Raw genomic sequence first — 22,097 nt, 5'->3', positions numbered from 1 at the left:
ATGTCCATTGAAGTTCGTGTTCCCACGCTTGGCGAGTCGGTGACCGAAGCCACGGTTGCGACATGGTTCAAAAGGCCCGGCGACGCTGTCGCGGTAGACGAGATGCTGTGCGAGCTGGAGACCGACAAGGTCACCGTCGAAGTGCCCTCGCCTTCTGCTGGCGTGATGGGCGAGATTGTCGCCACCGAAGGTGAAACTGTTGGTGTAGATGCGCTGCTGGCGACCATCGCCGCAGGTGCTGCCGCTGCTGCTGCCCCTGCGGCGGCTGCTGCTCCGGCCCCGGCGGCAGCTCCGGCCGCAAACGGTGGCAGCGTTGACGTCATGGTGCCCACCCTAGGTGAGTCCGTAACCGAGGCGACCGTTTCGACATGGTTCAAGCAGGTGGGCGACAGTGTCGCGCAGGATGAGATGCTGTGTGAACTGGAAACCGACAAGGTTTCCGTCGAAGTTCCTGCTCCTGCGGCGGGTGTACTCGCGGAAATCGTAGCCCCGGAAGGTGCGACCGTAGATGCGTCGGCGAAGCTGGCTGTAATCTCGGGCGCGGCGGCCGGTGCTGTTGTGACCCCCTCGGTCCCTGCTGCGCCTGCGGGCGGTGGCGATTCAGCTGGCGGGAAAGACGTTGCCAATGCGCCGTCGGCAGAGAAAGCCATGGCCGAGGCTGGCCTTTCGGCGGATCAGGTTACCGGAACAGGCCGGGATGGTCGCATCATGAAAGAGGACGTGGCCCGCGCCGTTGCAACGGCTTCGGCCCCAGCGCCTGCGGCGACTGTGCCCGCCCCCGCGGCCCAAGTTCCGCGCGCGCCGGTTGCGGCCCAGGATGCCGGGCGGGAAGAGCGCGTGCGCATGACCCGTCTGCGCCAGACCATCGCCAAGCGTCTGAAAGATGCGCAGAACACCGCTGCGATCCTGACCACCTATAACGAGGTGGACATGACCGAAGTGATGGCCCTGCGCAATCAGTACAAGGATCAGTTCGAGAAGAAGCACGCTGTGCGTCTGGGCTTTATGTCCTTCTTCACCAAAGCCTGCTGTCATGCGCTGAAAGAGGTGCCCGAGGTCAATGCCGAGATCGACGGTACCGACATCGTCTACAAGAACTTTGTGCATATGGGCGTGGCCGCTGGTACCCCGCAGGGTCTGGTGGTTCCGGTCATCCGCGACGCCGATAGCATGTCCTTTGCCGCCATTGAGAAAGCCATCGCCGAAAAAGGCAAACGTGCCCGCGACGGCAAGCTGAGCATGGACGAGATGCAGGGCGGCACCTTCACCATCTCGAACGGTGGTGTGTACGGCTCGCTGATGTCCTCGCCGATCCTGAACCCGCCGCAATCGGGCATTCTGGGCATGCACAAGATTCAGGACCGCCCGATGGTCATCAACGGTGAGATCAAGATCCGCCCGATGATGTATCTGGCCCTGTCCTATGACCACCGGATCGTTGACGGTAAAGGCGCCGTAACCTTCCTTGTTCGCGTAAAAGAGGCGCTGGAAGACCCCCGCCGACTGCTGATGGATCTGTAATCATGGCGACACATGTACTCTGGCAGGCCGATGTGGCCGATTTCGATGTCTGGCTGAAAGTGTTCCGCGAGGACAAGCCTATGCGCAAGGCCGCGGGTATCCGCGACTTGCACGTCTGGCGTGACCCCGATCAGAAGGATCACGCAATCGCCATGTTCGAAGTTACCAATCTTGAAAAGGCGAGAGACTTTTTCGGGTCCGAGGAGCTGGCAATGCACCACGAGCGCGGCGGTATCGCGCATATCTCGATCAAGCTGTTGGAACCTGTTTGAAAACACGCCGTGATCCGTCAGAGCTGGATCATGCAGACGCCGGGCTGCCCGGGCGAATTAGGAGAGTATAATGGCAAACTATGATGTCATCGTAATCGGCGCCGGTCCCGGCGGCTATGTCTGCGCCATCCGTTGCGCGCAACTGGGATTGAAAACCGCCGTGGTCGAAGGGCGTGAAACGCTTGGTGGCACCTGCCTGAACGTGGGTTGCATCCCATCGAAGGCGTTGCTGCATGCCAGCCACCAACTGCATGAGGCCGAGCATAACTTTGCCAAAATGGGTCTGAAGGGCAAAAGCCCCTCGGTCGATTGGAAGCAGATGCAGGCCTACAAAGAAGAAACCATCGAGGGTAACACCAAGGGCATCGAGTTCCTGTTCAAGAAGAACAAGATCGACTGGCTCAAGGGCTGGGGTTCGATCCCTGCCGCAGGTCAGGTCAAAGTGGGCGATGAGGTGCACGAGGCCAAGAACATCATCATTGCATCCGGGTCCGAACCTGCGTCGCTGCCTGGTGTTGAGGTGGACGAAAAAGTTGTTGTGACCTCGACCGGGGCGCTGTCGCTGGGCAAGGTTCCAAAGAAGATGGTCGTCATCGGCGCGGGCGTAATCGGGCTGGAACTGGGTTCGGTCTACCAGCGACTTGGGGCCGAGGTGACGGTCATCGAATTCCTCGACGTGATCACGCCGGGCATGGACCCCGAGGTGCAGAAAACCTTCCAGCGTATTCTCAAGAAACAGGGCCTGAAATTCGTCATGGGCGCTGCGGTTCAAAAGACCGAAGCCACCAAGACCAAGGCCAAGGTCACCTACAAGCTGCGCAAGGACGACAGCGAGCATGTGATCGACGCCGACACTGTTCTGGTCGCCACCGGGCGCAAACCGTTCTCGGACGGTCTGGGGCTTGAGGCGCTGGGTGTTGAGATGACGCCGCATGGCCAGATCAAGGTGGGCGCGGACTGGCAAACAAACGTGCCGGGCATCTATGCCATCGGTGACGTCACTGAAGGCCCGATGCTGGCCCATAAGGCCGAGGACGAAGGCATGGCGGCGGCCGAACAGGTCGCGGGCAAGCACGGCCATGTGAACTATGGCGTCATTCCGGGGGTTATCTACACCTGGCCCGAGGTTGCCAATGTGGGTGAGACCGAAGAAACGCTAAATGCGCAGGGTCGCGCCTACAAGATCGGCAAGTTCATGTTCATGGGCAATGGCCGCGCCAAAGCCAACTTTGCCGCCGACGGTTTCGTCAAGATTCTGGCCGACAAGGAAACCGACCGTATCCTCGGCGGGCACATCATAGGTCCGGCCGCGGGCGATCTGATCCATGAGGTCTGCGTCGCAATGGAATTCGGAGCCTCAGCCGAGGATCTGGCCCTGACCTGCCACGCCCACCCGACCTACTCGGAAGCGGTTCGCGAGGCTGCCCTGGCCTGTGGTGACGGGCCAATCCACAGTTGATCAGGCAGATTTGAAACGGATGAAAGGCGGGCCTAAGTGCCCGCCTTTTTTGTGACGTTGTTCAGCCTCAATTTTGCTCTCCTTTAGGTAGAACCCGGGTGCACTGACTTATTTACGCGGTACACTCATTGAGGCAAAAAATGCGGTTCCTAACTCTTTGCGCAACGGCGCTTTTTTTCACTATGTTCTTTGGCGACGAGGCTCAGGCCAGGCGCGGCGGCGGTGTCTGGGGCACTGCCGAGCAGATGAGTCTGATTGCTCAGACCGAAATCGAGGACAACGCCGGGCAGAAACTGGCGCTGTGCCATCTGACCAAAAAAACTCATGTCATTTTTGCCGGTATCTGGCGCAGTTCCAAGGGCTATGTTCTGGCCCCGAACGGGTGTGACAGCGACAGCTATTACAATCTGACCGCCGAGAAACTGGAACTCGGCAAAGCGCTTGGAGACTTTCCCAGCGATCTGCCGGAGCAACCCGTTATGTCGACTGCCGACATGCTCTCGGGCTTTTGGGGGTTGGGTGCCATTGCGGTCCTGCTAATCCTCGCCGGGATCAAAACAGCGGGCCGTTCGGCCCGAAAGCGCCAGCGCCACGCGGAATTCGGCGGGGTACCTCCGGCGGCGCTTCAGGTGATGGATGCCATGTGCCACGCCGCAAAAGCGGACGGTAAGCTGGACGCCTCTGAGGTTGCCATAATGGCCGATATCGCCAAGCAGATAACCGGCGCAACATTCGAGGAGGCCCGCATTCGCCGGATGTTCGAAATGGCCGAGGCCAATCCGACCGACGCCCAGTTCATTGCATTCGGACGGGGCCTGACCACAGATCAGAAACGGATGGTCCTGCAAGCCACTCTGATGGTCGTCGGTGCGGATGGCCATCTGGATCAGAAAGAGTCGGTCTTTGTCCAGAAACTGGCCCGCGGGTTACTCATCCACCCCGACGAGGTAAAGGCGATGTTCCAGTCGTTGACGGCCAAATCGGCGTAATCAGGCGCTGATCCTACCACATCGTTTTTGCGGCGCGCGCGCCCCATTCTTCATCGTAGCGCGCGCCGCCTTCTTCGCCTTCGGTCATTTCGGCCAGAATATCCCCCATACTGGGCAGCGCGTCGCTTTCATCACCAACGGTCCAGGTGCGTGCGCGCAACATCGCACGGGCGCATTGGGTGTAGATCTCGGCGATTTCGATGACGGCGACGGTCGCTGGACGCTTACCGTTTTTCTCGAACCGGGCTCGCAAGTCTTCATCCACAGTCAGACGGGCGGTTCCGTTCAGGCGCACCACATTGTTCGAACCAGGTACGACGAACAGCAACGACACGCGCGGATCACGCACGATGTTGCGCAGGCTGTCCAGCCGATTGTTGCCACGCCAGTCCGGCATGGCCAGAGTGTTCGGATCCAGCTCCAGCACCACCGGTCCCTCATCGCCGCGCGGGCTGCCATCGACACCTTCCGGGCCGACCGTGCTGAGGATGCACAGACGTGACGCCATGATCCATTTGCGGTAGAGCGGCGTCAGGCGATACGCCACCTTTCGCAGGGAGGGCACGCCAGGGGTGCCATAGAGGCTTTCAAGCGTTTCGATGTCCTTAATGAACTCCATTTGGATCAAACCCCACTTCTTCCATCAGTGCATTGGACCGTGTTTCGATAACGTCCTCAAGCTGCCCAAGGAACGAGTCCCGCGCGACACCCGGTTCAATCGGATCGAGAAAATCGACAATCGCCAGACCGGGTTTGCGCATCACCCCCGTCCGGGGCCAGAAGACGCCCGCATTTGTGGCGGCGGGAACACAGGGGAAGCCCAGCCCCTCGTACAGAACCGCGGTTCCGACCTTGTAGGGCTTATGCACGCCCGGAGCGACACGCGTTCCCTGCGGGTAAATGACCAGCTGGCCGGGTTCCGCGAACTCTTTGGCGACGTCCTTGACCATTTTCGCCACAGCCGCGCCGCGCTTTCCACGATTTACCGGTATACACCCAAGGCGACGGGCATACATGCCGATGACAGGCGTCCACAGCAGCTCTCGTTTCATGATGAACTTTCCATGCGGCACGGCGTCAAAGATAATGATGATGTCCAGAAATGACTGGTGCTTTGCTCCGATCACAACTTCACCGACCGGCACCTTTCCGCGAACCTCGCAGCGAATGCCGACCAGCCAGCGTGCCAGCCAGATTGTCGTACGGGCGTAGGTCTTGCAGGCCTGCAATGCGCCGTGTTTGGAAAACAGGGCGTACGGGGCAAACACGAGACCCAGGAACAGCATCCAGGCATAAATCACGACCATGAAGATCAGAGAGCGGACCCATTGCAACGCAGTGATCATGAAAGCTCCTTCAATTTGCGGCTGGCGGCGGCCCATGTTGCCAGAAAGGCAACCCCCGCGCCCAGCACCGGGATCAGGGCAGGCAGAAGCCAGCCCAATCCCTGAAAGCCCAAGCCGGTCAGAAAACCGCCCTCATCCGAGGCTTCGGGCAGCAGCAACACACCGGTCAATCCAAACAGCACTCCGACAACTGCGCCAAAGAAGGCGCGAAAGGTGAAGCGCCGGACAAAGGCGCGGGCGATAAAGCTGTCGCGGGCGCCGATCAGGCGCAGTACCTCGATAATCTGTGCGTTTGCGGCAAGCGAGGCATTGGCGGCCAATGTGATCATCGCGGCCGTCGCGCTGCCGATCAGCAAAATCGCGACCCAGCCCAGACGTCTAAGGGACATCGCGGCATCCACCAGTGGCTCGCGCCAGCGCGTGTGATCGTCCAGCACGGCCCCCGGAACCTCGGCCCCGAGCCGCAGGCGCAGGCCCGCAGCGTCCAGCCCAGGTTCGCCTTCAACAATTTCGATCAGTTGCGGTACGGGCAACGTGTCCAGCGGCAGGTCGGCCCCGAACCACGGGGACAGCAGCGCGGCCTGCTCTTCCGCTGTGAGCGCACGCGCCGAAGCAACGCCTGGGGTCTGACCCAGCACGGTCAGCGCCGCATCGGTCTGGGCCGCAAGCTGTTCCGTTGGGGCGTTGATGCGCAGGGTTGCCGCCCCGGCCAGTTCGGTCGCCCAGCGATCCGCCAGCCGACCCGAGGCCAGCGACAGCGCCAACGCGAAGACGGCCAGAAAGGCCATCGCCCCGGACACGAATAGCGTCAGATGCGCAGTATAGCCGGTAGGCGGTACAACCCGGTCGGCACGCGCATCCCGTTGCAGCAGATTTCGGAGGGTGCTCTTGCTCATAGGTCGGCCCCTGCCAGCTGAATTTGACGCTGTGAGATACGCAAGACCCGAGCCTGAACCCGGCTTTTGGCCGCACGGATCAGACTGAGATCATGGGTCGCGATCAGTACCGTCTTGCCCATCCGGTTCAGTTCGACCAGCAGGCGAAGCAGGCGCTGCGACATCTCCCAGTCGACATTGCCGGTGGGTTCGTCCGCCAGCACCACATCCGGCGACAGGATCACGGCGCGGGCCAGTGCGGCGCGCTGACGTTCACCGCCCGACAATTCCGGTGGACGCGAGTCCAGCCGGGTACCCAGACCGACCCAGTTCAGCAGTTCCTTCAGATCCTCTTTCTGCGCTGATTCCGCTTGCCCAGAGACCATTAGTGGCAGGGCGACGTTTTCGGCCAGCGTCATGTGATCCAGGAACCGGCAATCCTGATGCACAACCCCGATCCGACGGCGCAGCAAGGCCATATCATCCCGGCCAAGACGCGCTACGTCCTGCTCAAATGCGCTCAGCCGTCCGGACGTGGGCAGCAACGCACCGTAACAAAGCTTGAGTAGCGTTGTCTTTCCGGCACCCGACGGGCCGGTCAGAAAGTGGAATGATCCCGGTTGCAACTGAAGGGACACGTCGCTCAGCAACTCACCATCACCATAGGTGTAGCTGACATTTTCCAGCTCGATCACAAGGGCCCCCAAATTTGTTGCCGCTCTTCTTGCCCGAGCGCGGTCGTTGTTTCAATGCCTGCACCGGGTCGAATTGGCGACATTTGAGCCGAGAAACCGAAAAGACCCTTTGCGGTCAGGTCTTAACGGAATATCATCCCTGAAAAAACTATTATCAGGTCGAGGTCCCGGCCGGGAGGCAGCATGCGTCTAACTTGTCCGAATTGCAGTGCCCAATACGAGGTTCCAGACGAGGTCATTCCCGAGGAAGGCCGCGACGTTCAGTGTTCGAATTGCGAGAAAACCTGGTTTCAGCCCAAGCATCCGGAAGACACAGCCCCACAGGCACCGGAACCTGTCGTTGAAGACACCAAATCCGAAGAAATCGAGTTTCAGCCTGAACCCGCCGCGAAACCACAGGCGGACCCTGAACCGGCAGCGCCGACCGAGCGATCTGCGGCAACTGGAAACGTCGATCCGGCCGTTGCCAATATCCTAAAGGAAGAAGCCGCACGAGAAACAGAACTGCGCGCGCAGGAAGGGGGCGGCCTGGAAACCCAGCCCGATCTGGCACTGGATACGCCCCCCGAACCCGAGAAAGCAGTCAAGGATATTACTACCACCGAAACCGCAGCTGATGCAGGTCAGAAAGAAGCGCTTCCGGACGTGACTGCAATCAATTCCAGCTTGCTGAGCGAAGACCCTGCCAATCAGGCCGAAGACGCGCAGTCTTCTCCGCGCAAGTCGGGAGGTGGGTTCCTGCGCGGGTTCGCTCTGATTGTGATTATCGGGATTGTCTTGCTGCTAATTTACGGCAACGCGCAACAAATCAGCGAAGCGGTGCCGCAAGCCGATCCAATCCTTGATTCATACGTGTCCATCGTGGATCAGGCGCGGGTGTGGCTCGAGGCGCAAACCTCTGGCGCAACGCAGAACTGATCTGATTTCGGAGTAAGCCTAGAACCGCTCAAGCAGGCGCTTGAGGTATTCCAATTCGATCTTGGGGCGATCTGTATCCCCGGTACGCCGACGGATTTCGTCCAACAATTCGCGTGCGCGCCGGTAAACATCTTCGCCTTGCAGCAGGTTTTCATCGGTCGAAATCGACCCGTTCGTTCCCGGGCTGCGCCCCAGCGGATCGCGGTTGTTGGCTTGCATATCGCCGTCCTGCGCGCCCTGGCCCGGCTGATTCTGTTGATTTTGGGCCAATGCCTCACCCAGTGACCGCATACCTTCGCGCAGGGCCTCCATCGCCTCGGACTGGCGGTCGATGGCTTCTGCCAGATCATCGCTCCGCAGGGCTTGTTCCGCCTCGTCCATCGCACGGCCCGCGCGGCCCAACGCATCCCGGGCAGCCTCGCCCTCGGGCGTACCCGCACCCGGTAGGCTCTGCTGTTGACGCCCCAACTCATCCCGAAGGGCTTGCTGACGATCCGCAAGCGAACCCTGACCCTGCTGGCCATCGCCTGCCTGATCGGACCCTTGCCCCTGTCCGCCCTGCCCCTCATGGCTCTGACCACGGCCTTGTCCGCCCGAGCGGCCTTCGTTGCCCTGGTTTTCACCGGCCTGTGCTCCGGGGTTGAACTGTTCCTGAAGATCTCGGAACGCCTGATCGCTGAGGCCCTGCTGTTCACGCAGGGTCTCGGCCAGACCCTCCATGGCTTGCTGACCCTCGGATTGCTGACCCTGACCCTGGCCTTGGGTGACGCGCATGTTCTCCATCATCCGCTGGAATTCTTCCAGCGCCTGCTGCGCTTCAGCCATTCGGCCCTGTTCCATCAGTTCCTGAATGCGATCCATCATCCGTTGCAGATCGTCCTGCGTCATCTGCAGGGATTCGCCGTTCTGACCCTGCTGGTTCTCGCCGCCCTCCCCGTTTTCCTGCGCGAGACGCTGCAGCTGCCGCAAATAGTCCTGAGTCGCCTCACGCAGCTCCTGCATCAACTCGGCGATTTCCTCGTCGCTTGCGCCGTTCTGCATCGCCTCGGTTAAACGTTCCTGGGCACGGCGCATACGTTCCAGCGCATCGGCCAGCGTGCCGTCCTCGATCATGACCGCCAAATCCCACAGGGCCTGTGCTATTTCTTCCTGCTGTTGGGGCTTCAGCTCATAATCATTGAACATCTCCAACCGGCGCAGGGTCACGCGCAGCCGCAGATAGGCAGTGTTCGAGCGGAAGAACCCTTCGGGAAGATGCGAAACCGCCCGCAATAGCTGCGATACCCGTGTCGCGTTATCGCGCGACCAAAGCAGGTCACGCCGCTGTTCGATCACCGCAGCAGCCAGCGGATCAAAGAAGCGCCGCGCGGGCAGCGCTGTCATATAAGGTTCGGATTGGGTTTCCTGATCGGCCGCGTCCCGGGCCATCAGCGTGATTTTGACCGGAAGATGCGCCCAGGGGTGCTGCGAGAAATCCTCGATCATATCCTCGGTGAAGTCGGACCGGTCACCGGTGATCGGCATCGGCAGTTCAACTTCAATCTCTTCGCGCGGTTCGGGGGTGGTGTTCAAACCGTAACGGCGATCCACCGAGGCCAGGTCGAGCTCAATCAGGGCTGTTCCGGAGACCACTCCGTAGTCATCACTTGCGGTGAATGGCAGCTTCATATGCCCACCTGCTTCTGACTCGGCGGTACCAGCGACCGCAATCCGGGGGCCTGAATCCGCAATGACGTCCAACGTCCAATCTCGGCCCGCTGGGCCATCGATCTTCAGTTCGCCCGAGCGTTCGACCACAAATTCCTGTTCTGGCTCGATTGCGGCTTCTGTGCCCAGAGGCGTTGATGTTTCGGTCAGGCTATGCGCCCCGACATCACCATAAAACCGCAGAGTTATGCGGCTGCCCTGCGGGATGGACAGCGTCGGGTCGGATTGATCCGCCAGATAGAGCGTCGGCAACCCGGTATAACGCGGTGGTTCGACCCAGCCTTCCCAGCTGGGCCCCTGCGCGGCAACGGCTGCTCCGGGCGCCATCTCGGCCACTGAGCCGATCCGCCAGAAGGACCCGAACAGGGCCGCAATCACCAGTGCCAGCAAAGCAGAATAGCGCAGGGCATAAGGATCGCGTTCGGCCAACCGAAGATCCGGCCGGACCGGTTCCGCCTGCGCCGCCCTTTGCGCCATGCGGCTCTGGTGCGCACGCCACAGGGCCACCGAGTCCGCGTCCAATGCGCCAATCGCCTGATCATCCATCAGGGCCTGAATGGGACGCCCCGGCAGGGACGCATCCAGCCGCATCAGCGCCTCGGCCCGTGTGGGCCCATGGAATCGCCTGATGCCCCAGACCAGAGAAACGGCCAACCCGATCAGCGCCACCGCACCCACGGCCCAGACGATCTCGACCATGACATGATCCTGCAAGCCCAGCATCAAAGCGGCCAGAATCGCCATGGATATCGAGAAGAACGGCCAAAACGCCCGCAAAACCTGCTCGGCCAGCATCCCTGCGTACGTAAGCCACAGGGACGACTTGGGGATCGGCAGGGTCTGTCTTGCGCTCAAGGCGGGCCTCCTGATCGGGCCTGCGCGCCTATCGCGTCAAAGCCACACAGGTATGGTATCGCGGTTTATGATTTCGTCAAAGCTTGGGCGTTCACGAATAACTGCAAATTGATCCCCATGAACCAGAACTTCCGGGATCAGTGGCCGCGTGTTGTACTCGCTTGCCATCACTGCGCCATAGGCCCCGGCGCTGCGGAAGGCGACCAGATCACCCGGTGCAAGTGGCGGCATGTTGCGCTGTTTGGCGAAAGTGTCGCCGGTTTCGCAGACCGGGCCGACGATATCATAGGGTTGCTGTTCCACGCCCGGAACGGGTTCTTGCACCGTAACGATATCGTGGTGCGCCTCGTACATCGCAGGGCGAATCAGGTCATTCATCGCACCATCGAGAATCAGGAAATCGCGACCTTCGCCGGATTTTACATAGATCACCTTGCTGACCATCAGCCCGGCATTGCCTGCGATCAGGCGGCCCGGCTCGATTTCGATCTCACAGCCTAAATGGCCCAGTGTTTTCTTGATCAGGGCGCCATATTCCACCGGCAGCGGCGGTGCGTCATTCGAGCGAGCATAGGGAATTCCCAATCCCCCACCCAGATCGAGACGGCGGATATCGTGACTCTCGGCGCGCAGCCGTTCGGTCAGTTCAGCGACTTTGGTATAGGCCAGTTCAAATGGCTCCAGCTCGGTCAGTTGCGAGCCGATATGGACGTCGATCCCAATCACCTCTAGCCCCGGCAGGCTGGCGGCACGGGCGTAAACCTCGGACGCACGGGCAATCGGAATGCCGAACTTGTTCTCAGACTTGCCGGTGGCAATCTTGGCGTGGGTCTTGGCGTCCACGTCCGGGTTCACCCGCACGGTGATTGGCGCAACCACGCCCAATTCCAACGCAACCGCATTGATCACCTCCATCTCGGGCTCGGATTCCACGTTAAACTGGCGGATGCCGCCGGTCAGCGCGGTGCGGATCTCATCCACCGTTTTGCCGACGCCCGAGAAAACGATCTTGTCGCCCGGTACACCAGCCGCCTTTGCGCGCAGGTATTCCCCACCCGAGACCACATCCATACCCGCGCCCGCCTGCGCCAGCGTCTTCAGGATCGCCTGGTTGCTGGCGGCTTTCATCGCATAGCAGACCAGATGATCGGTGCCCTCAAGCGCGTCGTCGAACAGCTTGTAATGCCGCAGCAGAGTCGCCGTCGAATAGACATAGAACGGGGTTCCGACTGCAGCAGCGATTTCGGAGATCGGGACATCCTCGGCGTAAAGCGCGCCGTCGCGGTAGAGAAAGTGATCCATGACTGCGCGCTTAGACCAAAAGCAGCACTCGGATCAATGGATTCCGCGCGGGTTGGAGCACTCAGTTAATTGGTTGTTGAAACACCAACCCGGCCATAGCCCGAGATCGAGATACCAGTGCCGCCCGAGTTGGCCTCCGGTTCAGGGTTGGATTTGTACGAAGGATCGCAGGCCGCAAGAACGGCGAGGGACAGGAGCAGGCCGATAATTTTCATTGTGTCGTCTTTTGTTAAGCTTCGGCGCAGGGCCGGTCATACCCTGTACATGGTCCCGTTCCAGATGAAATGCAATCGCGTGGCATTAAAGTCCCAGATAGACACCCAAACCGCCACGGCGCAGGCCAACACCGCCACCAACATAGGTGCCGCTGCTGCCAACGCCGACGTTGGCACTCATCGTCGGCTGGATGGGTTCGCCATCCGCGCCACAAGCGGCCAGGGCAAATCCGGCCGATATCAGAAGGACCACACGTAGTATCTGCATCACACCAACGCCTTCCATCGCTCAATCTGGGCGCGGACCTGATCGGGGGCCGTGCCACCATAGGACTGGCGTGAGTTTACCGAATTTTCGACGCCGAGGACAGAATAGACATCCTTGGTAATATCGGCGTGGACCGATTTCATGTCGTCCAGGGTCAGGTCGGGCAGGTCGCAATCTTTGCCCTCGGCCTTAGCCACCAGCGATCCGGTGACATGGTGCGCATCACGGAACGGCAGGCCCAGAACGCGCACCAGCCAGTCCGCCAGATCGGTCGCCGTCGAGAAACCCGATCCTGCGGCGACGGCAAGGCTGTCGCGGTTGGCGGTCATGTCCTTGACCATGCCTTCCATAGCCGCCAGCGCCAGCATCCAGTTGTCGGCCGCGTCAAAGACCTGTTCCTTATCTTCCTGCATGTCCTTGGAATAGGCCAGCGGCAGGCCCTTCATCACCATCATCAGCGCAGTATTCGCGCCATAGATGCGCCCCACCTTGGCGCGGATCAGCTCGGCCGCATCGGGGTTCTTCTTCTGCGGCATGATCGACGAGCCGGTCGAGAACCGGTCCGACAGAGTCACAAACCGGAACTGGGCCGAGGACCAGATCACCAGTTCTTCGGCAAAGCGCGACAGGTGGACGGCGCAGATTGATGCGGTGGACAGGAACTCCAGCGCGAAATCACGGTCACTGACCGCGTCCAGCGAGTTGGCGGCAGGGCGGTCAAAGCCCAGCGCCTCGGCCGTCATCTGGCGGTCGATGGGGAAGGACGTCCCAGCCAGCGCCGCAGCACCCAGAGGGGATTCGTTCATCCGCGCGCGGGCATCGCGAACACGGCTCAGGTCGCGGCCAAACATCTCGACATAAGCCATCATGTGGTGGCCCCATGTCACCGGCTGCGCAGTTTGCAGGTGAGTAAAGCCCGGCATGACCCAATCGGCCCCCGCCTCGGCCTGCGCCAAAAGCGCGCGGATCAGGGCCAGCAACCCAGTTTCTGCCGCATCCAGCTGATCACGGACCCAGAGTTTGAAATCGGTCGCCACCTGATCATTCCGCGAACGACCAGTATGCAAACGGCCTGCGGGCTCGCCAATCACCTCTTTCAGCCGCGCCTCGACATTCATGTGGATGTCTTCCAGCGCGGTCGAGAACTGAAATTCGCCGTTCTGGATTTCTGACAAAACGGTGAGCAGCCCTTCCCGAATGGCCCGCGCATCACTATCAGTTATGACACCCGTGGCCGCGAGCATGGCGGCATGGGCGCGCGAGCCTGCGATGTCCTGGGCTGCCATCCGCTGATCGAACCCGATCGAGGCATTGATTGCCTCCATGATCGCGTCTGGACCGGCGGCAAAGCGGCCGCCCCACATCTGGTTCGAGGATTGATCGGTCATGTAAGAAAACCCGGAGTTGATATGCGCCTAATTCGTCTGATCCCCCTTTATATGGCCCTAGCGCTGGGTGCAAACGCGGCTTTGGCCACGGATGCCGAAACTCTGGGCCCGCTGCGTGACGGTACACTGAAACGACTGATCCTGCATAAAGAGCCGAAACCCGTCGCTGCGGTCGAGTTTCAGCTGGAGGATGATGGCGGCGTGGCGACGCTGGAAGATTACAAGGGCAAATACGTTCTGCTGAACTTTTGGGCCACCTGGTGCGCACCGTGCCGCAAGGAAATGCCGCAGATCGCCGAGCTGCAGGAAGAGTTCGGCGGCGACAAGTTTGAGGTTCTGACCCTGGCCACCGGGCGCAATACACCTGCGGGGATCAAGAAGTTCTTCGACGAAAACGGCATTGATAACCTGCCGCGCCATCAGGACCCCAGTTCGGCGGTTGCTCGGGAATTGGGCGTCATTGCCCTGCCGATCACGGTTATTCTGGATCCGGACGGCAATGAAATCGCCCGCCTGATCGGCGATGCCGAGTGGAATTCGGACAGTGCCAAGGCAATTATCTCGACGTTGGTTGGCGCTGAAAGCTAGGGTTTGCGCCTTTCCCGTTTTTCTGTGCTAGACTGAAAGCGGCCTCAACGGGCCGGTTTTCGTGTGCAACCAGAACGAAGGGAGAGTGCAATGAAACCGGTAGTTTTGTTGATTGGTAAACTACCAAACGTGATCGGTGACGTGGCGCAGCGCCTGGATCACATGCCGATACAATGGCTGGGTGCGCATGATCAGGATGAGGTCCGGCGCCAACTGGAAGCTGAGCCCCGTATCGCGTGCGCGATCATGGGCGCGGGTCTGGACGACAAGATACGTGGCGAAATGGTGGGCATCATCGCCGCGCTCAGACCGGATATTTGCATCCATCTTAAAGACAGGGCATCCGGTCCCGACGGCCTGGTGCCATTTGTCGAACGGGTCGTTCAACACGAGATTCCGGAAACTCTGGAGACAGGCTGACGCCACGCCACCTTTGACAGTTTCTGTGCCGCTTTGCACTCTGCCGGGCGGGAGGATGGAATGCCGCTTGAAATTCTATTGGTTCTGGTGGTCGGGGGCATCGTCGGAATAACGGTATTGCTGCACCTGACGGGCAAGTCACGCATCCGCGCGCTGACTCCGGAAAGCGTACGGTCGGAATGGCTGCGCCATGCGCCTGACGATGACATCATCGATATCACGATTGCCCATGACAGGCGCTCGGCACTGATCCGCACCGAAACCGGCAACGGGCTGCTCTGGTCCTTCGGGGCCGATACCGTGGCGCGACACCTGCTGGATTTCGACTGGCTAGAGCACCCCGAAGGGTTCGAGGTTCAGTTCCATGACTTCAGCACGCCCAAAGTCATCATCCGTCTGGACGAATTCGAACGTCCGCACTGGCAACATCTGATGGACCCTGCATGACCGACCAAGTGAATTTTCCGGACGCCGTTCAATGGGCCGTTCCATTCTTCATTGCCGCCATTCTGGCCGAGTTTCTGTGGATCGCCATCAAGGGCAAGGGCGGACGTTATGAAACACGGGATGCGGTCACGTCGCTGATCATGGGGGCTGGTAACATCGCCTCGGGCTTTTTGCTGGGGTTCATTGCCTATGCGTTTTTCATGTGGCTGTGGCAGATCACGCCACTGAACCTGGGCACCTCGATCCCGGTGATCATCCTGTGCTTTGTATTGGATGACCTGCGCTATTACTGGGTGCACCGGTTTGGGCACCGTATCCGATGGGTCTGGGCCAGCCATGTGAACCATCACAGTTCGCAGCATTACAACCTGACCACTGCGCTGCGCCAGACCTGGACCTATACGTTCACCTTCATGATGGTCGTCCGTGCCCCGCTGATCCTGTTGGGGTTCCATCCCGCGATGGTGCTGTTCTGCGGTGGTCTGAATCTGATCTACCAGTTCTGGATCCACACCGAGGCCATTGGCAAAATGCCCCGCTGGTTCGAAGCGGTCATGAACACCCCGAGCCACCACCGCGCCCATCATGGCCGCAATGCGCGCTATCTGGACTGCAACTATGCCGGTGTCTTCATCATCTGGGACAAGATGTTCGGCACCTTTGTTCCCGAACAGGAAGACGACCGCGTGGATTTCGGACTGGTCCACAATATCGGCACGTTCAACCCGCTGCGCGTTGCGTTTCATGAATGGGTCAGCATCTGGCGTGACGCGACTCAGCCGGGGCTGACTTTACGCGAAAGGCTGGCCTACTGCTTTGCCCCACCGGGATACAGCCATGACGGTAGCCGGGACAATTCCGAACAGATCAAAACCAAGCACCTGGCTCGCCACCCCGAAGATCGCGGGACACCCGGATTTGAGCAATTTGTGGCAGAAATGCCCGACACCAAAGTAAAACAGGCCTGATTTCGCCGATCCTGCGCCGCTTTCCTTGAAAGCGAAATCTCACATTCCATATTCAGAAAATGTGCGTTTTGTGAGTAGCCGGAGACCCATATGTCCCGTTTGACAACCCTATCCACCATTCTGGGCCTGACGGGCCTGATACTGGCTATGCTGACCGCGCTCGCCGGTGGCGCGACCGGTGTCATTGCACTGGGCTTCGCCATGTTGGTTCTCGGTTTCACGGGCGCCGTGATTGGCGCGGCGATCCATTTGGGCCGCGTGTGGGATACCGTGCGCTGAGACGAACCAAAGTTAATTGATCTCTTTAACCGCAGATTCATAAGTTTGCCCTGAAATCACCTCCTGACCGGAGCGTTCAGGGGAAATGGCAGAGTCATGCAGGACAAGAAACTGGCAGATATGCCTGAAGGGGCGGAAAGCCCGCTGAACGCGGCGGTCACTTCCCGCGATACATCAACGGTTCAGATGGCGACCGAGGCGGTGAAGCACAAGCAGTGCAAGCTGGCGTTTCAACCGGTCATGCAGGCCCATCCTCCGCAGGGTGTGGCATTTTATGAGGGGTTCATTCGGGTGCTCGACGAAACCGGTCGGGTTATCCCCGCGCGGGACTTCATGCCGCAACTGGAAAACACGCCAATCGGTCGAGAGCTGGATTGCGTTGCACTTGAGATGGGGTTGCGAACACTGGCCAGAAACCCGGGCATTCGTCTGTCCATCAATATGTCAGCACGCTCGATCGGATTCGCCCGATGGTCGCGTGTGCTTGAGCGGTTTCTGAAAAAAGATGACAGTATTGGTGAAAGGCTGATCCTGGAAATCTCGGAAAGCTCCGCCATGACGGTTCCTGAACTGGTGATTGATTTCATGGACCGGCTGCAGCCCCGCGGCATCGCCTTTGCTCTGGATGACTTTGGTGCCAGCAATTTCAGTTTCCGTCATTTTCGCGAGTTTTTGTTCGACGCCGCCAAGATCGACGGGCAGTTCATCCGTGGCGTCAGCGACAACCCGGACAACCAGGCCCTGGTTCGCGCCCTGGTTGCGGTGGCGCGGGAATTCGAAATTCTGGTAACAGCCGAATCGGTCGAGACAAAGCAGGATGCCGAATTTCTGGTCGCCAGTGGTGTGGACTGTTTGCAGGGCTTTTTATTCGGCGCACCCACCGTTTCAGCCCCGTGGAAGGACGCAACAATCAGACAAACCGGCAGCTAAGCGCGGAAATTCCGGCCTCATGACGCCTGAGACAAGCTGACCGTTGCTGCAAGTGCAGCGTTACGCTATGCCATGTACAGTTGGAGCGGGGGATCAAGGGGCGCTCGTTCGCAGAGGCCATGCTTCTGCGGTCTGCGCCATGATGGTTCCCACAGGACCTTGATGGTAAAGGATTGTCTATATGACCAACGTAGTAATCGCATCCGCAGCACGTACCGGCGTCGGCAGCTTTGGCGGCTCGTTTGCAAACACACCCGCACATGATCTGGGCGCTGCCGTCCTCGAAGCAGTTGTCGAACGCGCAGGAGTCGATAAAGGCGAGGTCAGCGAAACCATCATGGGTCAGGTTCTGACGGCCGCTCAGGGTCAGAACCCGGCGCGTCAGGCGCATATCAATGCTGGCCTGCCGCAGGAAAGCGCGGCCTGGGGCATTAACCAGGTCTGTGGCTCGGGTCTGCGGGCCGTTGCATTGGGCGCACAGCACATTCAGCTGGGCGATGCCGAGATCGTTGCAGCCGGCGGACAGGAAAACATGACTCTTTCGCCCCACGCCGCCGCCTTGCGCGCCGGTCACAAAATGGGCGACATGAAATACATCGACACAATGATCCGCGATGGTCTGTGGGATGCGTTCAACGGCTATCACATGGGTCAGACCGCCGAGAACGTCGCCGAAAAATGGCAGATCAGCCGCGATCAGCAGGATGAATTCGCCGTTGCGTCGCAGAACAAGGCTGAAGCCGCGCAAAAGGCAGGCAAGTTCGCCGATGAAATCACGCCCTTCACCATCAAGACCCGCAAGGGCGACATCGTGATGGACAGCGACGAATACATCCGCCACGGCGCAACCATGGAAGCCATGGCCAAGCTGCGCCCGGCCTTCACCAAGGACGGTTCGGTTACCGCCGCGAACGCCTCGGGCCTGAATGACGGCGCGGCCGCCACATTGCTGATGTCGGCCGAAAACGCCGAGAAGCGCGGGATTGAACCTCTGGCCCGCATCGCGTCCTATGCAACTGCCGGTCTGGACCCGTCGATCATGGGCGTTGGTCCGATCTACGCCTCGCGCAAGGCGCTGGAGAAAGCAGGCTGGTCGGTTGACGATCTGGATCTGGTCGAGGCCAACGAAGCCTTTGCCGCGCAGGCTTGTGCCGTGAACAAGGACATGGGTTGGGACCCGTCGATCGTGAACGTGAACGGCGGTGCTATCGCAATCGGTCACCCGATCGGCGCATCCGGCTGCCGCGTTTTGAACACACTGCTGTTCGAAATGAAGCGTCGCGACGCGAAGAAGGGTCTGGCGACCCTCTGCATCGGTGGCGGCATGGGCGTCGCCCTGTGTGTGGAGCGCGACTAAGTGCTTTGACAGCTAAATAAACAGGGGCGCCCCTCGGGCGCCCTTTTGTTACAATTGGGTCTTATCCCTTAGATGCGACAATATCGCCGGACAGAAAGACACAATCGATCGCGAAACGATATTGCGCAGCAATCTCTCTCAGAGTAACAGAATTACCAAGACGACTAAATTTGGAGGATTCCTAAATGGCACGTACAGCACTCGTCACCGGCGGCTCTCGCGGCATCGGCGCAGCAATTTCCAAGGCGCTTAAGGCCGAAGGTTACAATGTTGCGGCCACTTATGCAGGCAATGATGAAGCCGCTGCAAAGTTCACCGAGGAAACCGGCATTGCCACCTATAAGTGGAACGTGGCCGATTACGACGAATCCAAAGCGGGTATTGAAAAGGTCGAGGCCGAGGTTGGTCCGATCGACATCGTGGTGGCCAACGCGGGCATCACCCGCGACGCGCCCTTCCATAAGATGACCCCGGAGCAGTGGCATCAGGTGATCGACACGAACCTGACCGGTGTGTTCAACACCGTCCACCCCGTGTGGTCCGGCATGCGCGAACGCAAGTTCGGCCGCGTGATCGTCATCAGCTCGATCAACGGTCAGAAGGGCCAGTTCGCGCAGGTGAACTATGCCGCGACCAAGGCGGGCGATCTGGGTATCGTGAAATCTCTGGCGCAGGAAGGCGCGCGCGCCGGTATCACCGCGAATGCGATCTGCCCCGGCTACATCGCGACCGAGATGGTCATGGCCGTACCGGAAAAAGTGCGGGAATCCATCATCGGCCAAATCCCGGCCGGTCGTCTGGGTGAGCCCGAGGAAATCGCGCGCTGCGTGGCATTCCTGGCGTCTGACGATTCCCAGTTCATCAATGGCTCGACCATTTCGGCCAACGGGGCGCAGTTCTTCGTCTGATTCCGGCAGAGAGCAAGAAAACGGGCCGGTCCTTACGGGCCGGCCCTTTTTTATCCCGTAAGAACGCGCGCGCTGCGTTCAGCGGGAACCGAACAGCCATTTCAGGGCATTGTTGACAGCGCGAGACCGCTCCAGATGCGCACGCCGAAAGGCGCGGACCATTGCCGGGTTTGTCGAGACCTCAATCATGGCGGATATCCCCTCAATTCAGTTTTATTTGACTTGAACCAAATATGCGCCTTAGGTTTGTGGCTGACAAACGAGCTTTCTTCGGGTTTCGGTTAAGAATTTCTTGACGCTATGAGCAACGTGCTTCCCCCTCTTACCGCTTTGCGCGCCTTCGATGCTGCTGCACGGCACATGTCCTTTGCCAAGGCGGCGGATGAACTGCACGTCACTCCGGCGGCGCTGTCCTTTCAGATCAAATCGTTGGAGGAACACCTGGGCCGCCCCCTGTTCCGCCGTCTGAACCGGGCCGTGGAGCTGACCGAGACCGGGCGTGCCCTTGCCCCAGGCGCGGCCGAGGGGTTTGCTGCCTTGCAGGCCGCGTGGCAGGCGGCGCGACGGCAGGACAACGACACCAGCCTGACAGTGACGGCCGGACCCGCGCTGACCGCCAAATGGCTGGCCCCGCGCCTTTATGAGTTTGCTCGGGCGCATCCAGAGATTGACCTCAAGTTTTCGGCCACGCTGCGGATCATGGATCTGGAACGCGACGACGTCGATGTTGCCATCCGGTTCGGCTATGGCGGCGATGAAGGGCTGTACTCTCTGCCCGTTCGCAAGGAATGGCTGACCCCGGTGATGACACCTGAGCTGGCCGAGCAGTACCCGACGCCCGAAAGCCTGAGAGATGCGCCGCTGATCTTTGATGACTCGATTGCGTTCCTTCAGCCGCCCAGTGACTGGCCCACCTGGTTTCGGGCCGTGGGTATCGAATTCGCGCCTTCACATGGCGCGCATTTCTCAAACGCCGATCACGCGATTGACGCCGCCGTCGCTGGCGTCGGCGTGGTGCTGGGCCGTCGCGCGATGATCATCAAAGACCTGACCGAAGGCCGACTGGTTGCGCCGTTCAAAGTGGCGATCGAAACCCACGGGCGGTTCCGGTTCCTTTGCCTTCCCGGCGCTGAAAACCGCCCTCAGATCGCGGCATTTCGCGACTGGTTCATGACAGAGATTGAAAAAACCGCGCATATATCGGACGAATTCGAAATCATCCCGGTAGAAGAAGTCCCGCCTCTATGACTAAAACTCGCGCAACGGTCATCGGGTTTGTGGCAGTCCTGCTGTGGTCTTTGCTGGCCCTCTTCACCGTTGGGTCGACGCCCACGCCACCCTTGCTGCTGAACGCCATCTGCTTTTCGATTGGAGGCACTCTGGGGCTGGTCTGGACGTGGGCCAATGGAAGGCTGGGCCAATTGCGCGCAGTGCGCTGGACCACCTACCTGTTCGGCACCGTCGGGCTGTTCGGCTATCACGCATTATACTTCTCGGCCCTGCGAATGGCTCCGGCGGCTGAGGCCGGGTTGATCGCCTATCTCTGGCCCTTGCTGATCGTGCTGTTTTCCGGGCTTTTACCGGGTGAGCACCTGCGTATAGGGCACCTGATCGGTGCGTGCCTTGGCTTTACCGGGGCAGCAGTGATCATCGCCGGGGGTGGCAGCGCCGGGTTTCAGGCCGACCACATGCCGGGATACGCCCTGGCGTTTCTCTGTGCGCTGACATGGTCGGGATATTCGGTTTTTTCCCGCCGTCTGGGGGATACGCCGACCAGTTCAGTCGCTGTGTTCTGCATCGCGACAGCCATCGCATCCGCGATACTGCATCTGGCGGTTGAAGACACTGTCTGGCCCGACAGCGCCCTTGGCTGGGCTTCAATCGCTGCGCTGGGGTTAGGGCCGGTGGGGCTGGCGTTTTATGTCTGGGATATCGGGGTCAAGCAGGGTGACATTCAGATACTGGGCACAGCATCCTATGCGGCACCCTTACTGTCTACGTTGGCTCTGGTTGTGGCCGGGATCGCCGCCCCGTCCTGGGGGCTGGCGATCGCGGCGGTGTTGATCACCGGCGGCGCGGTCATCGCCGCGCGGGCCAGTTTAAAGCGCTAGTTGGACAGGCGCTCGATCTCTTCTTTCAGCTTGAGTTTTTGTTTTTTGAGTTGAGCTATATGGAGATCATCGATGCCTGGCGAGCGTTGGGCTTGTTCAACTTCTAGACCGAGAGATTCGTGCTTTTTCTTCAGTTCGGTCAGGTGTGCGCTCACGCTCATGGCGATACTCCTTTGTTGGTGTCTGAGTTTCACGTAGGAAGTTGACCACATCGTTTCCAGCCTGTCACGCCGCATACGCACAGATTCTGTCATAAATCCGACAATTTCGGCTGGTTAA

General features: G+C 59.9%; 25 protein-coding genes. 15 read left to right on the top strand and 10 right to left on the bottom strand.

Annotation, left to right across the window (positions count from 1 at the left end):
* The 4 genes from odhB to GOX66_RS10265 all read left to right on the top strand — a co-directional run bounded on the left by odhB (position 1) and on the right by GOX66_RS10265 (position 4,241).
* Entirely contained in the window at positions 1-1,521 is a 1,521-nt protein-coding gene (gene odhB, locus GOX66_RS10280) for a 2-oxoglutarate dehydrogenase complex dihydrolipoyllysine-residue succinyltransferase (protein WP_170762247.1), read from the top strand.
* Positions 1,522-1,523: 2 nt separating this feature from the next.
* The gene (locus GOX66_RS10275) at positions 1,524-1,793 is read left to right on the top strand and encodes a hypothetical protein (protein WP_170762244.1); all 270 of its coding nucleotides are present in this window, start codon (positions 1,524-1,526) and stop codon (positions 1,791-1,793) included.
* A gap of 70 nt (positions 1,794-1,863) precedes the next feature.
* Positions 1,864-3,252 carry a dihydrolipoyl dehydrogenase gene (lpdA, locus tag GOX66_RS10270; protein ID WP_170762242.1) on the top strand — a complete coding sequence of 463 codons (1,389 nt, stop codon included), beginning with the start codon at positions 1,864-1,866 and terminating at the stop codon, positions 3,250-3,252.
* 140 nt (positions 3,253-3,392) lie between these two features.
* On the top strand, positions 3,393-4,241 hold the full coding sequence (locus GOX66_RS10265; RefSeq protein ID WP_170762240.1) for a tellurite resistance TerB family protein: 849 nt from the start codon (positions 3,393-3,395) through the stop codon (positions 4,239-4,241).
* Positions 4,242-4,254: 13 nt separating this feature from the next.
* On the opposite strand, the gene GOX66_RS10260 is transcribed toward GOX66_RS10265, so the two are convergent.
* Genes GOX66_RS10260 through GOX66_RS10245 form a run of 4 tightly spaced genes read right to left on the bottom strand, consistent with a single transcriptional unit; the run spans position 4,255 to position 7,157 of the window.
* Entirely contained in the window at positions 4,255-4,860 is a 606-nt protein-coding gene (locus GOX66_RS10260; RefSeq protein WP_170762238.1) for a pyridoxamine 5'-phosphate oxidase family protein, read from the bottom strand.
* The gene (locus GOX66_RS10255; RefSeq protein ID WP_170762236.1) at positions 4,847-5,587 is read right to left on the bottom strand and encodes a lysophospholipid acyltransferase family protein; all 741 of its coding nucleotides are present in this window, start codon (positions 5,585-5,587) and stop codon (positions 4,847-4,849) included. Before GOX66_RS10255 ends, GOX66_RS10260 begins: the two co-directional genes overlap by 14 nt.
* Positions 5,584-6,483 carry a cell division protein FtsX gene (locus tag GOX66_RS10250; protein ID WP_170762234.1) on the bottom strand — a complete coding sequence of 300 codons (900 nt, stop codon included), beginning with the start codon at positions 6,481-6,483 and terminating at the stop codon, positions 5,584-5,586. Before GOX66_RS10250 ends, GOX66_RS10255 begins: the two co-directional genes overlap by 4 nt.
* Positions 6,480-7,157 (bottom strand): ATP-binding cassette domain-containing protein, encoded by a 678-nt coding sequence (locus tag GOX66_RS10245; RefSeq protein ID WP_170762232.1) that lies wholly within the window; start codon positions 7,155-7,157, stop codon positions 6,480-6,482. The genes GOX66_RS10250 and GOX66_RS10245 overlap by 4 nt, the downstream gene beginning before the upstream one ends.
* 183 nt (positions 7,158-7,340) lie before the next feature.
* On the opposite strand from GOX66_RS10245, the gene GOX66_RS10240 reads away from it, so the two are divergent.
* A complete protein-coding gene (locus tag GOX66_RS10240) occupies positions 7,341-8,075 on the top strand; it encodes a zinc-ribbon domain-containing protein (RefSeq protein ID WP_170762230.1) in 735 nt (244 codons plus the stop codon).
* An 18-nt stretch (positions 8,076-8,093) separates the two neighbouring features.
* Here GOX66_RS10240 and GOX66_RS10235 read toward each other — a convergent pair whose 3' ends face one another.
* The 5 genes from GOX66_RS10235 to argH form a co-directional block, all read right to left on the bottom strand.
* The gene (locus tag GOX66_RS10235) at positions 8,094-10,637 is read right to left on the bottom strand and encodes a TIGR02302 family protein (RefSeq protein WP_237212560.1); all 2,544 of its coding nucleotides are present in this window, start codon (positions 10,635-10,637) and stop codon (positions 8,094-8,096) included.
* 36 nt (positions 10,638-10,673) lie between these two features.
* Positions 10,674-11,939: a diaminopimelate decarboxylase gene (gene lysA, locus GOX66_RS10230; RefSeq protein WP_170762228.1), complete on the bottom strand. Its 1,266-nt coding sequence runs from the start codon at positions 11,937-11,939 to the stop codon at positions 10,674-10,676.
* A 65-nt stretch (positions 11,940-12,004) separates the two neighbouring features.
* On the bottom strand, positions 12,005-12,154 hold the full coding sequence (locus GOX66_RS10225) for a hypothetical protein (protein WP_170762226.1): 150 nt from the start codon (positions 12,152-12,154) through the stop codon (positions 12,005-12,007).
* 85 nt (positions 12,155-12,239) lie between these two features.
* On the bottom strand, positions 12,240-12,422 hold the full coding sequence (locus GOX66_RS10220) for an argininosuccinate lyase (RefSeq protein ID WP_170762225.1): 183 nt from the start codon (positions 12,420-12,422) through the stop codon (positions 12,240-12,242).
* On the bottom strand, positions 12,422-13,810 hold the full coding sequence (gene argH, locus GOX66_RS10215; RefSeq protein WP_170762223.1) for an argininosuccinate lyase: 1,389 nt from the start codon (positions 13,808-13,810) through the stop codon (positions 12,422-12,424). Before argH ends, GOX66_RS10220 begins: the two co-directional genes overlap by 1 nt.
* Positions 13,811-13,831: 21 nt before the next feature.
* Here argH and GOX66_RS10210 point away from each other — a divergent pair, with 21 nt between their 5' ends.
* The 10 genes from GOX66_RS10210 to yddG all read left to right on the top strand — a co-directional run bounded on the left by GOX66_RS10210 (position 13,832) and on the right by yddG (position 21,818).
* A complete protein-coding gene (locus tag GOX66_RS10210) occupies positions 13,832-14,398 on the top strand; it encodes a TlpA disulfide reductase family protein (RefSeq protein WP_170762220.1) in 567 nt (188 codons plus the stop codon).
* A 90-nt stretch (positions 14,399-14,488) separates the two neighbouring features.
* Positions 14,489-14,818 carry a hypothetical protein gene (locus tag GOX66_RS10205; protein WP_170762217.1) on the top strand — a complete coding sequence of 110 codons (330 nt, stop codon included), beginning with the start codon at positions 14,489-14,491 and terminating at the stop codon, positions 14,816-14,818.
* Between the two features lie 60 nt (positions 14,819-14,878).
* The gene (locus tag GOX66_RS10200; RefSeq protein ID WP_170762214.1) at positions 14,879-15,265 is read left to right on the top strand and encodes a hypothetical protein; all 387 of its coding nucleotides are present in this window, start codon (positions 14,879-14,881) and stop codon (positions 15,263-15,265) included.
* Entirely contained in the window at positions 15,262-16,233 is a 972-nt protein-coding gene (locus tag GOX66_RS10195) for a sterol desaturase family protein (protein ID WP_170762212.1), read from the top strand. Before GOX66_RS10200 ends, GOX66_RS10195 begins: the two co-directional genes overlap by 4 nt.
* Positions 16,234-16,323: 90 nt before the next feature.
* Complete coding sequence (locus tag GOX66_RS10190) at positions 16,324-16,512, top strand: hypothetical protein (protein ID WP_170762211.1); 189 nt, start codon at positions 16,324-16,326, stop codon at positions 16,510-16,512.
* A 96-nt stretch (positions 16,513-16,608) separates the two neighbouring features.
* On the top strand, positions 16,609-17,442 hold the full coding sequence (locus GOX66_RS10185; protein WP_170762208.1) for an EAL domain-containing protein: 834 nt from the start codon (positions 16,609-16,611) through the stop codon (positions 17,440-17,442).
* A gap of 181 nt (positions 17,443-17,623) precedes the next feature.
* Positions 17,624-18,799 carry an acetyl-CoA C-acetyltransferase gene (locus tag GOX66_RS10180; protein ID WP_170762206.1) on the top strand — a complete coding sequence of 392 codons (1,176 nt, stop codon included), beginning with the start codon at positions 17,624-17,626 and terminating at the stop codon, positions 18,797-18,799.
* A gap of 185 nt (positions 18,800-18,984) precedes the next feature.
* Positions 18,985-19,707 (top strand): acetoacetyl-CoA reductase, encoded by a 723-nt coding sequence (phbB, locus tag GOX66_RS10175; RefSeq protein WP_039523022.1) that lies wholly within the window; start codon positions 18,985-18,987, stop codon positions 19,705-19,707.
* Between the two features lie 300 nt (positions 19,708-20,007).
* On the top strand, positions 20,008-20,955 hold the full coding sequence (locus GOX66_RS10170; RefSeq protein ID WP_170762204.1) for a transcriptional regulator GcvA: 948 nt from the start codon (positions 20,008-20,010) through the stop codon (positions 20,953-20,955).
* Positions 20,952-21,818 (top strand): aromatic amino acid exporter YddG, encoded by an 867-nt coding sequence (gene yddG, locus GOX66_RS10165; protein WP_170762202.1) that lies wholly within the window; start codon positions 20,952-20,954, stop codon positions 21,816-21,818. The genes GOX66_RS10170 and yddG overlap by 4 nt, the downstream gene beginning before the upstream one ends.
* Here yddG and GOX66_RS10160 read toward each other — a convergent pair.
* Positions 21,815-21,979: a YdcH family protein gene (locus tag GOX66_RS10160; protein WP_170674712.1), complete on the bottom strand. Its 165-nt coding sequence runs from the start codon at positions 21,977-21,979 to the stop codon at positions 21,815-21,817. The two genes, yddG and GOX66_RS10160, sit on opposite strands and share 4 nt — an antisense overlap.
* Positions 21,980-22,097: the final 118 nt, after the last annotated feature.

It is taken from the genome of Ruegeria lacuscaerulensis, from assembly GCF_013031245.1.
In the GTDB taxonomy this organism is placed as follows: Bacteria; Pseudomonadota; Alphaproteobacteria; order Rhodobacterales; family Rhodobacteraceae; genus Ruegeria; species Ruegeria lacuscaerulensis_C.
Note: the sequence above shows the minus strand (reverse complement) of the source record. Positions and strands in the feature narration are given on the sequence as shown.

Coding starts and splice junctions, on each gene's coding strand:
- odhB (WP_170762247.1), top strand. CDS start 1: ATGTCCATTGAAGTTCGTGTTCCCACGCTTGGCGAGTCGGTGACCGAA.
- GOX66_RS10275 (WP_170762244.1), top strand. CDS start 1,524: ATGGCGACACATGTACTCTGGCAGGCCGATGTGGCCGATTTCGATGTC.
- lpdA (WP_170762242.1), top strand. CDS start 1,864: ATGGCAAACTATGATGTCATCGTAATCGGCGCCGGTCCCGGCGGCTAT.
- GOX66_RS10265 (WP_170762240.1), top strand. CDS start 3,393: ATGCGGTTCCTAACTCTTTGCGCAACGGCGCTTTTTTTCACTATGTTC.
- GOX66_RS10260 (WP_170762238.1), bottom strand. CDS start 4,860: ATGGAGTTCATTAAGGACATCGAAACGCTTGAAAGCCTCTATGGCACC.
- GOX66_RS10255 (WP_170762236.1), bottom strand. CDS start 5,587: ATGATCACTGCGTTGCAATGGGTCCGCTCTCTGATCTTCATGGTCGTG.
- GOX66_RS10250 (WP_170762234.1), bottom strand. CDS start 6,483: ATGAGCAAGAGCACCCTCCGAAATCTGCTGCAACGGGATGCGCGTGCC.
- GOX66_RS10240 (WP_170762230.1), top strand. CDS start 7,341: ATGCGTCTAACTTGTCCGAATTGCAGTGCCCAATACGAGGTTCCAGAC.
- lysA (WP_170762228.1), bottom strand. CDS start 11,939: ATGGATCACTTTCTCTACCGCGACGGCGCGCTTTACGCCGAGGATGTC.
- GOX66_RS10225 (WP_170762226.1), bottom strand. CDS start 12,154: ATGAAAATTATCGGCCTGCTCCTGTCCCTCGCCGTTCTTGCGGCCTGC.
- GOX66_RS10220 (WP_170762225.1), bottom strand. CDS start 12,422: ATGCAGATACTACGTGTGGTCCTTCTGATATCGGCCGGATTTGCCCTG.
- argH (WP_170762223.1), bottom strand. CDS start 13,810: ATGACCGATCAATCCTCGAACCAGATGTGGGGCGGCCGCTTTGCCGCC.
- GOX66_RS10210 (WP_170762220.1), top strand. CDS start 13,832: ATGCGCCTAATTCGTCTGATCCCCCTTTATATGGCCCTAGCGCTGGGT.
- GOX66_RS10205 (WP_170762217.1), top strand. CDS start 14,489: ATGAAACCGGTAGTTTTGTTGATTGGTAAACTACCAAACGTGATCGGT.
- GOX66_RS10200 (WP_170762214.1), top strand. CDS start 14,879: ATGCCGCTTGAAATTCTATTGGTTCTGGTGGTCGGGGGCATCGTCGGA.
- GOX66_RS10195 (WP_170762212.1), top strand. CDS start 15,262: ATGACCGACCAAGTGAATTTTCCGGACGCCGTTCAATGGGCCGTTCCA.
- GOX66_RS10190 (WP_170762211.1), top strand. CDS start 16,324: ATGTCCCGTTTGACAACCCTATCCACCATTCTGGGCCTGACGGGCCTG.
- GOX66_RS10185 (WP_170762208.1), top strand. CDS start 16,609: ATGCAGGACAAGAAACTGGCAGATATGCCTGAAGGGGCGGAAAGCCCG.
- GOX66_RS10180 (WP_170762206.1), top strand. CDS start 17,624: ATGACCAACGTAGTAATCGCATCCGCAGCACGTACCGGCGTCGGCAGC.
- phbB (WP_039523022.1), top strand. CDS start 18,985: ATGGCACGTACAGCACTCGTCACCGGCGGCTCTCGCGGCATCGGCGCA.
- GOX66_RS10170 (WP_170762204.1), top strand. CDS start 20,008: ATGAGCAACGTGCTTCCCCCTCTTACCGCTTTGCGCGCCTTCGATGCT.
- yddG (WP_170762202.1), top strand. CDS start 20,952: ATGACTAAAACTCGCGCAACGGTCATCGGGTTTGTGGCAGTCCTGCTG.
- GOX66_RS10160 (WP_170674712.1), bottom strand. CDS start 21,979: ATGAGCGTGAGCGCACACCTGACCGAACTGAAGAAAAAGCACGAATCT.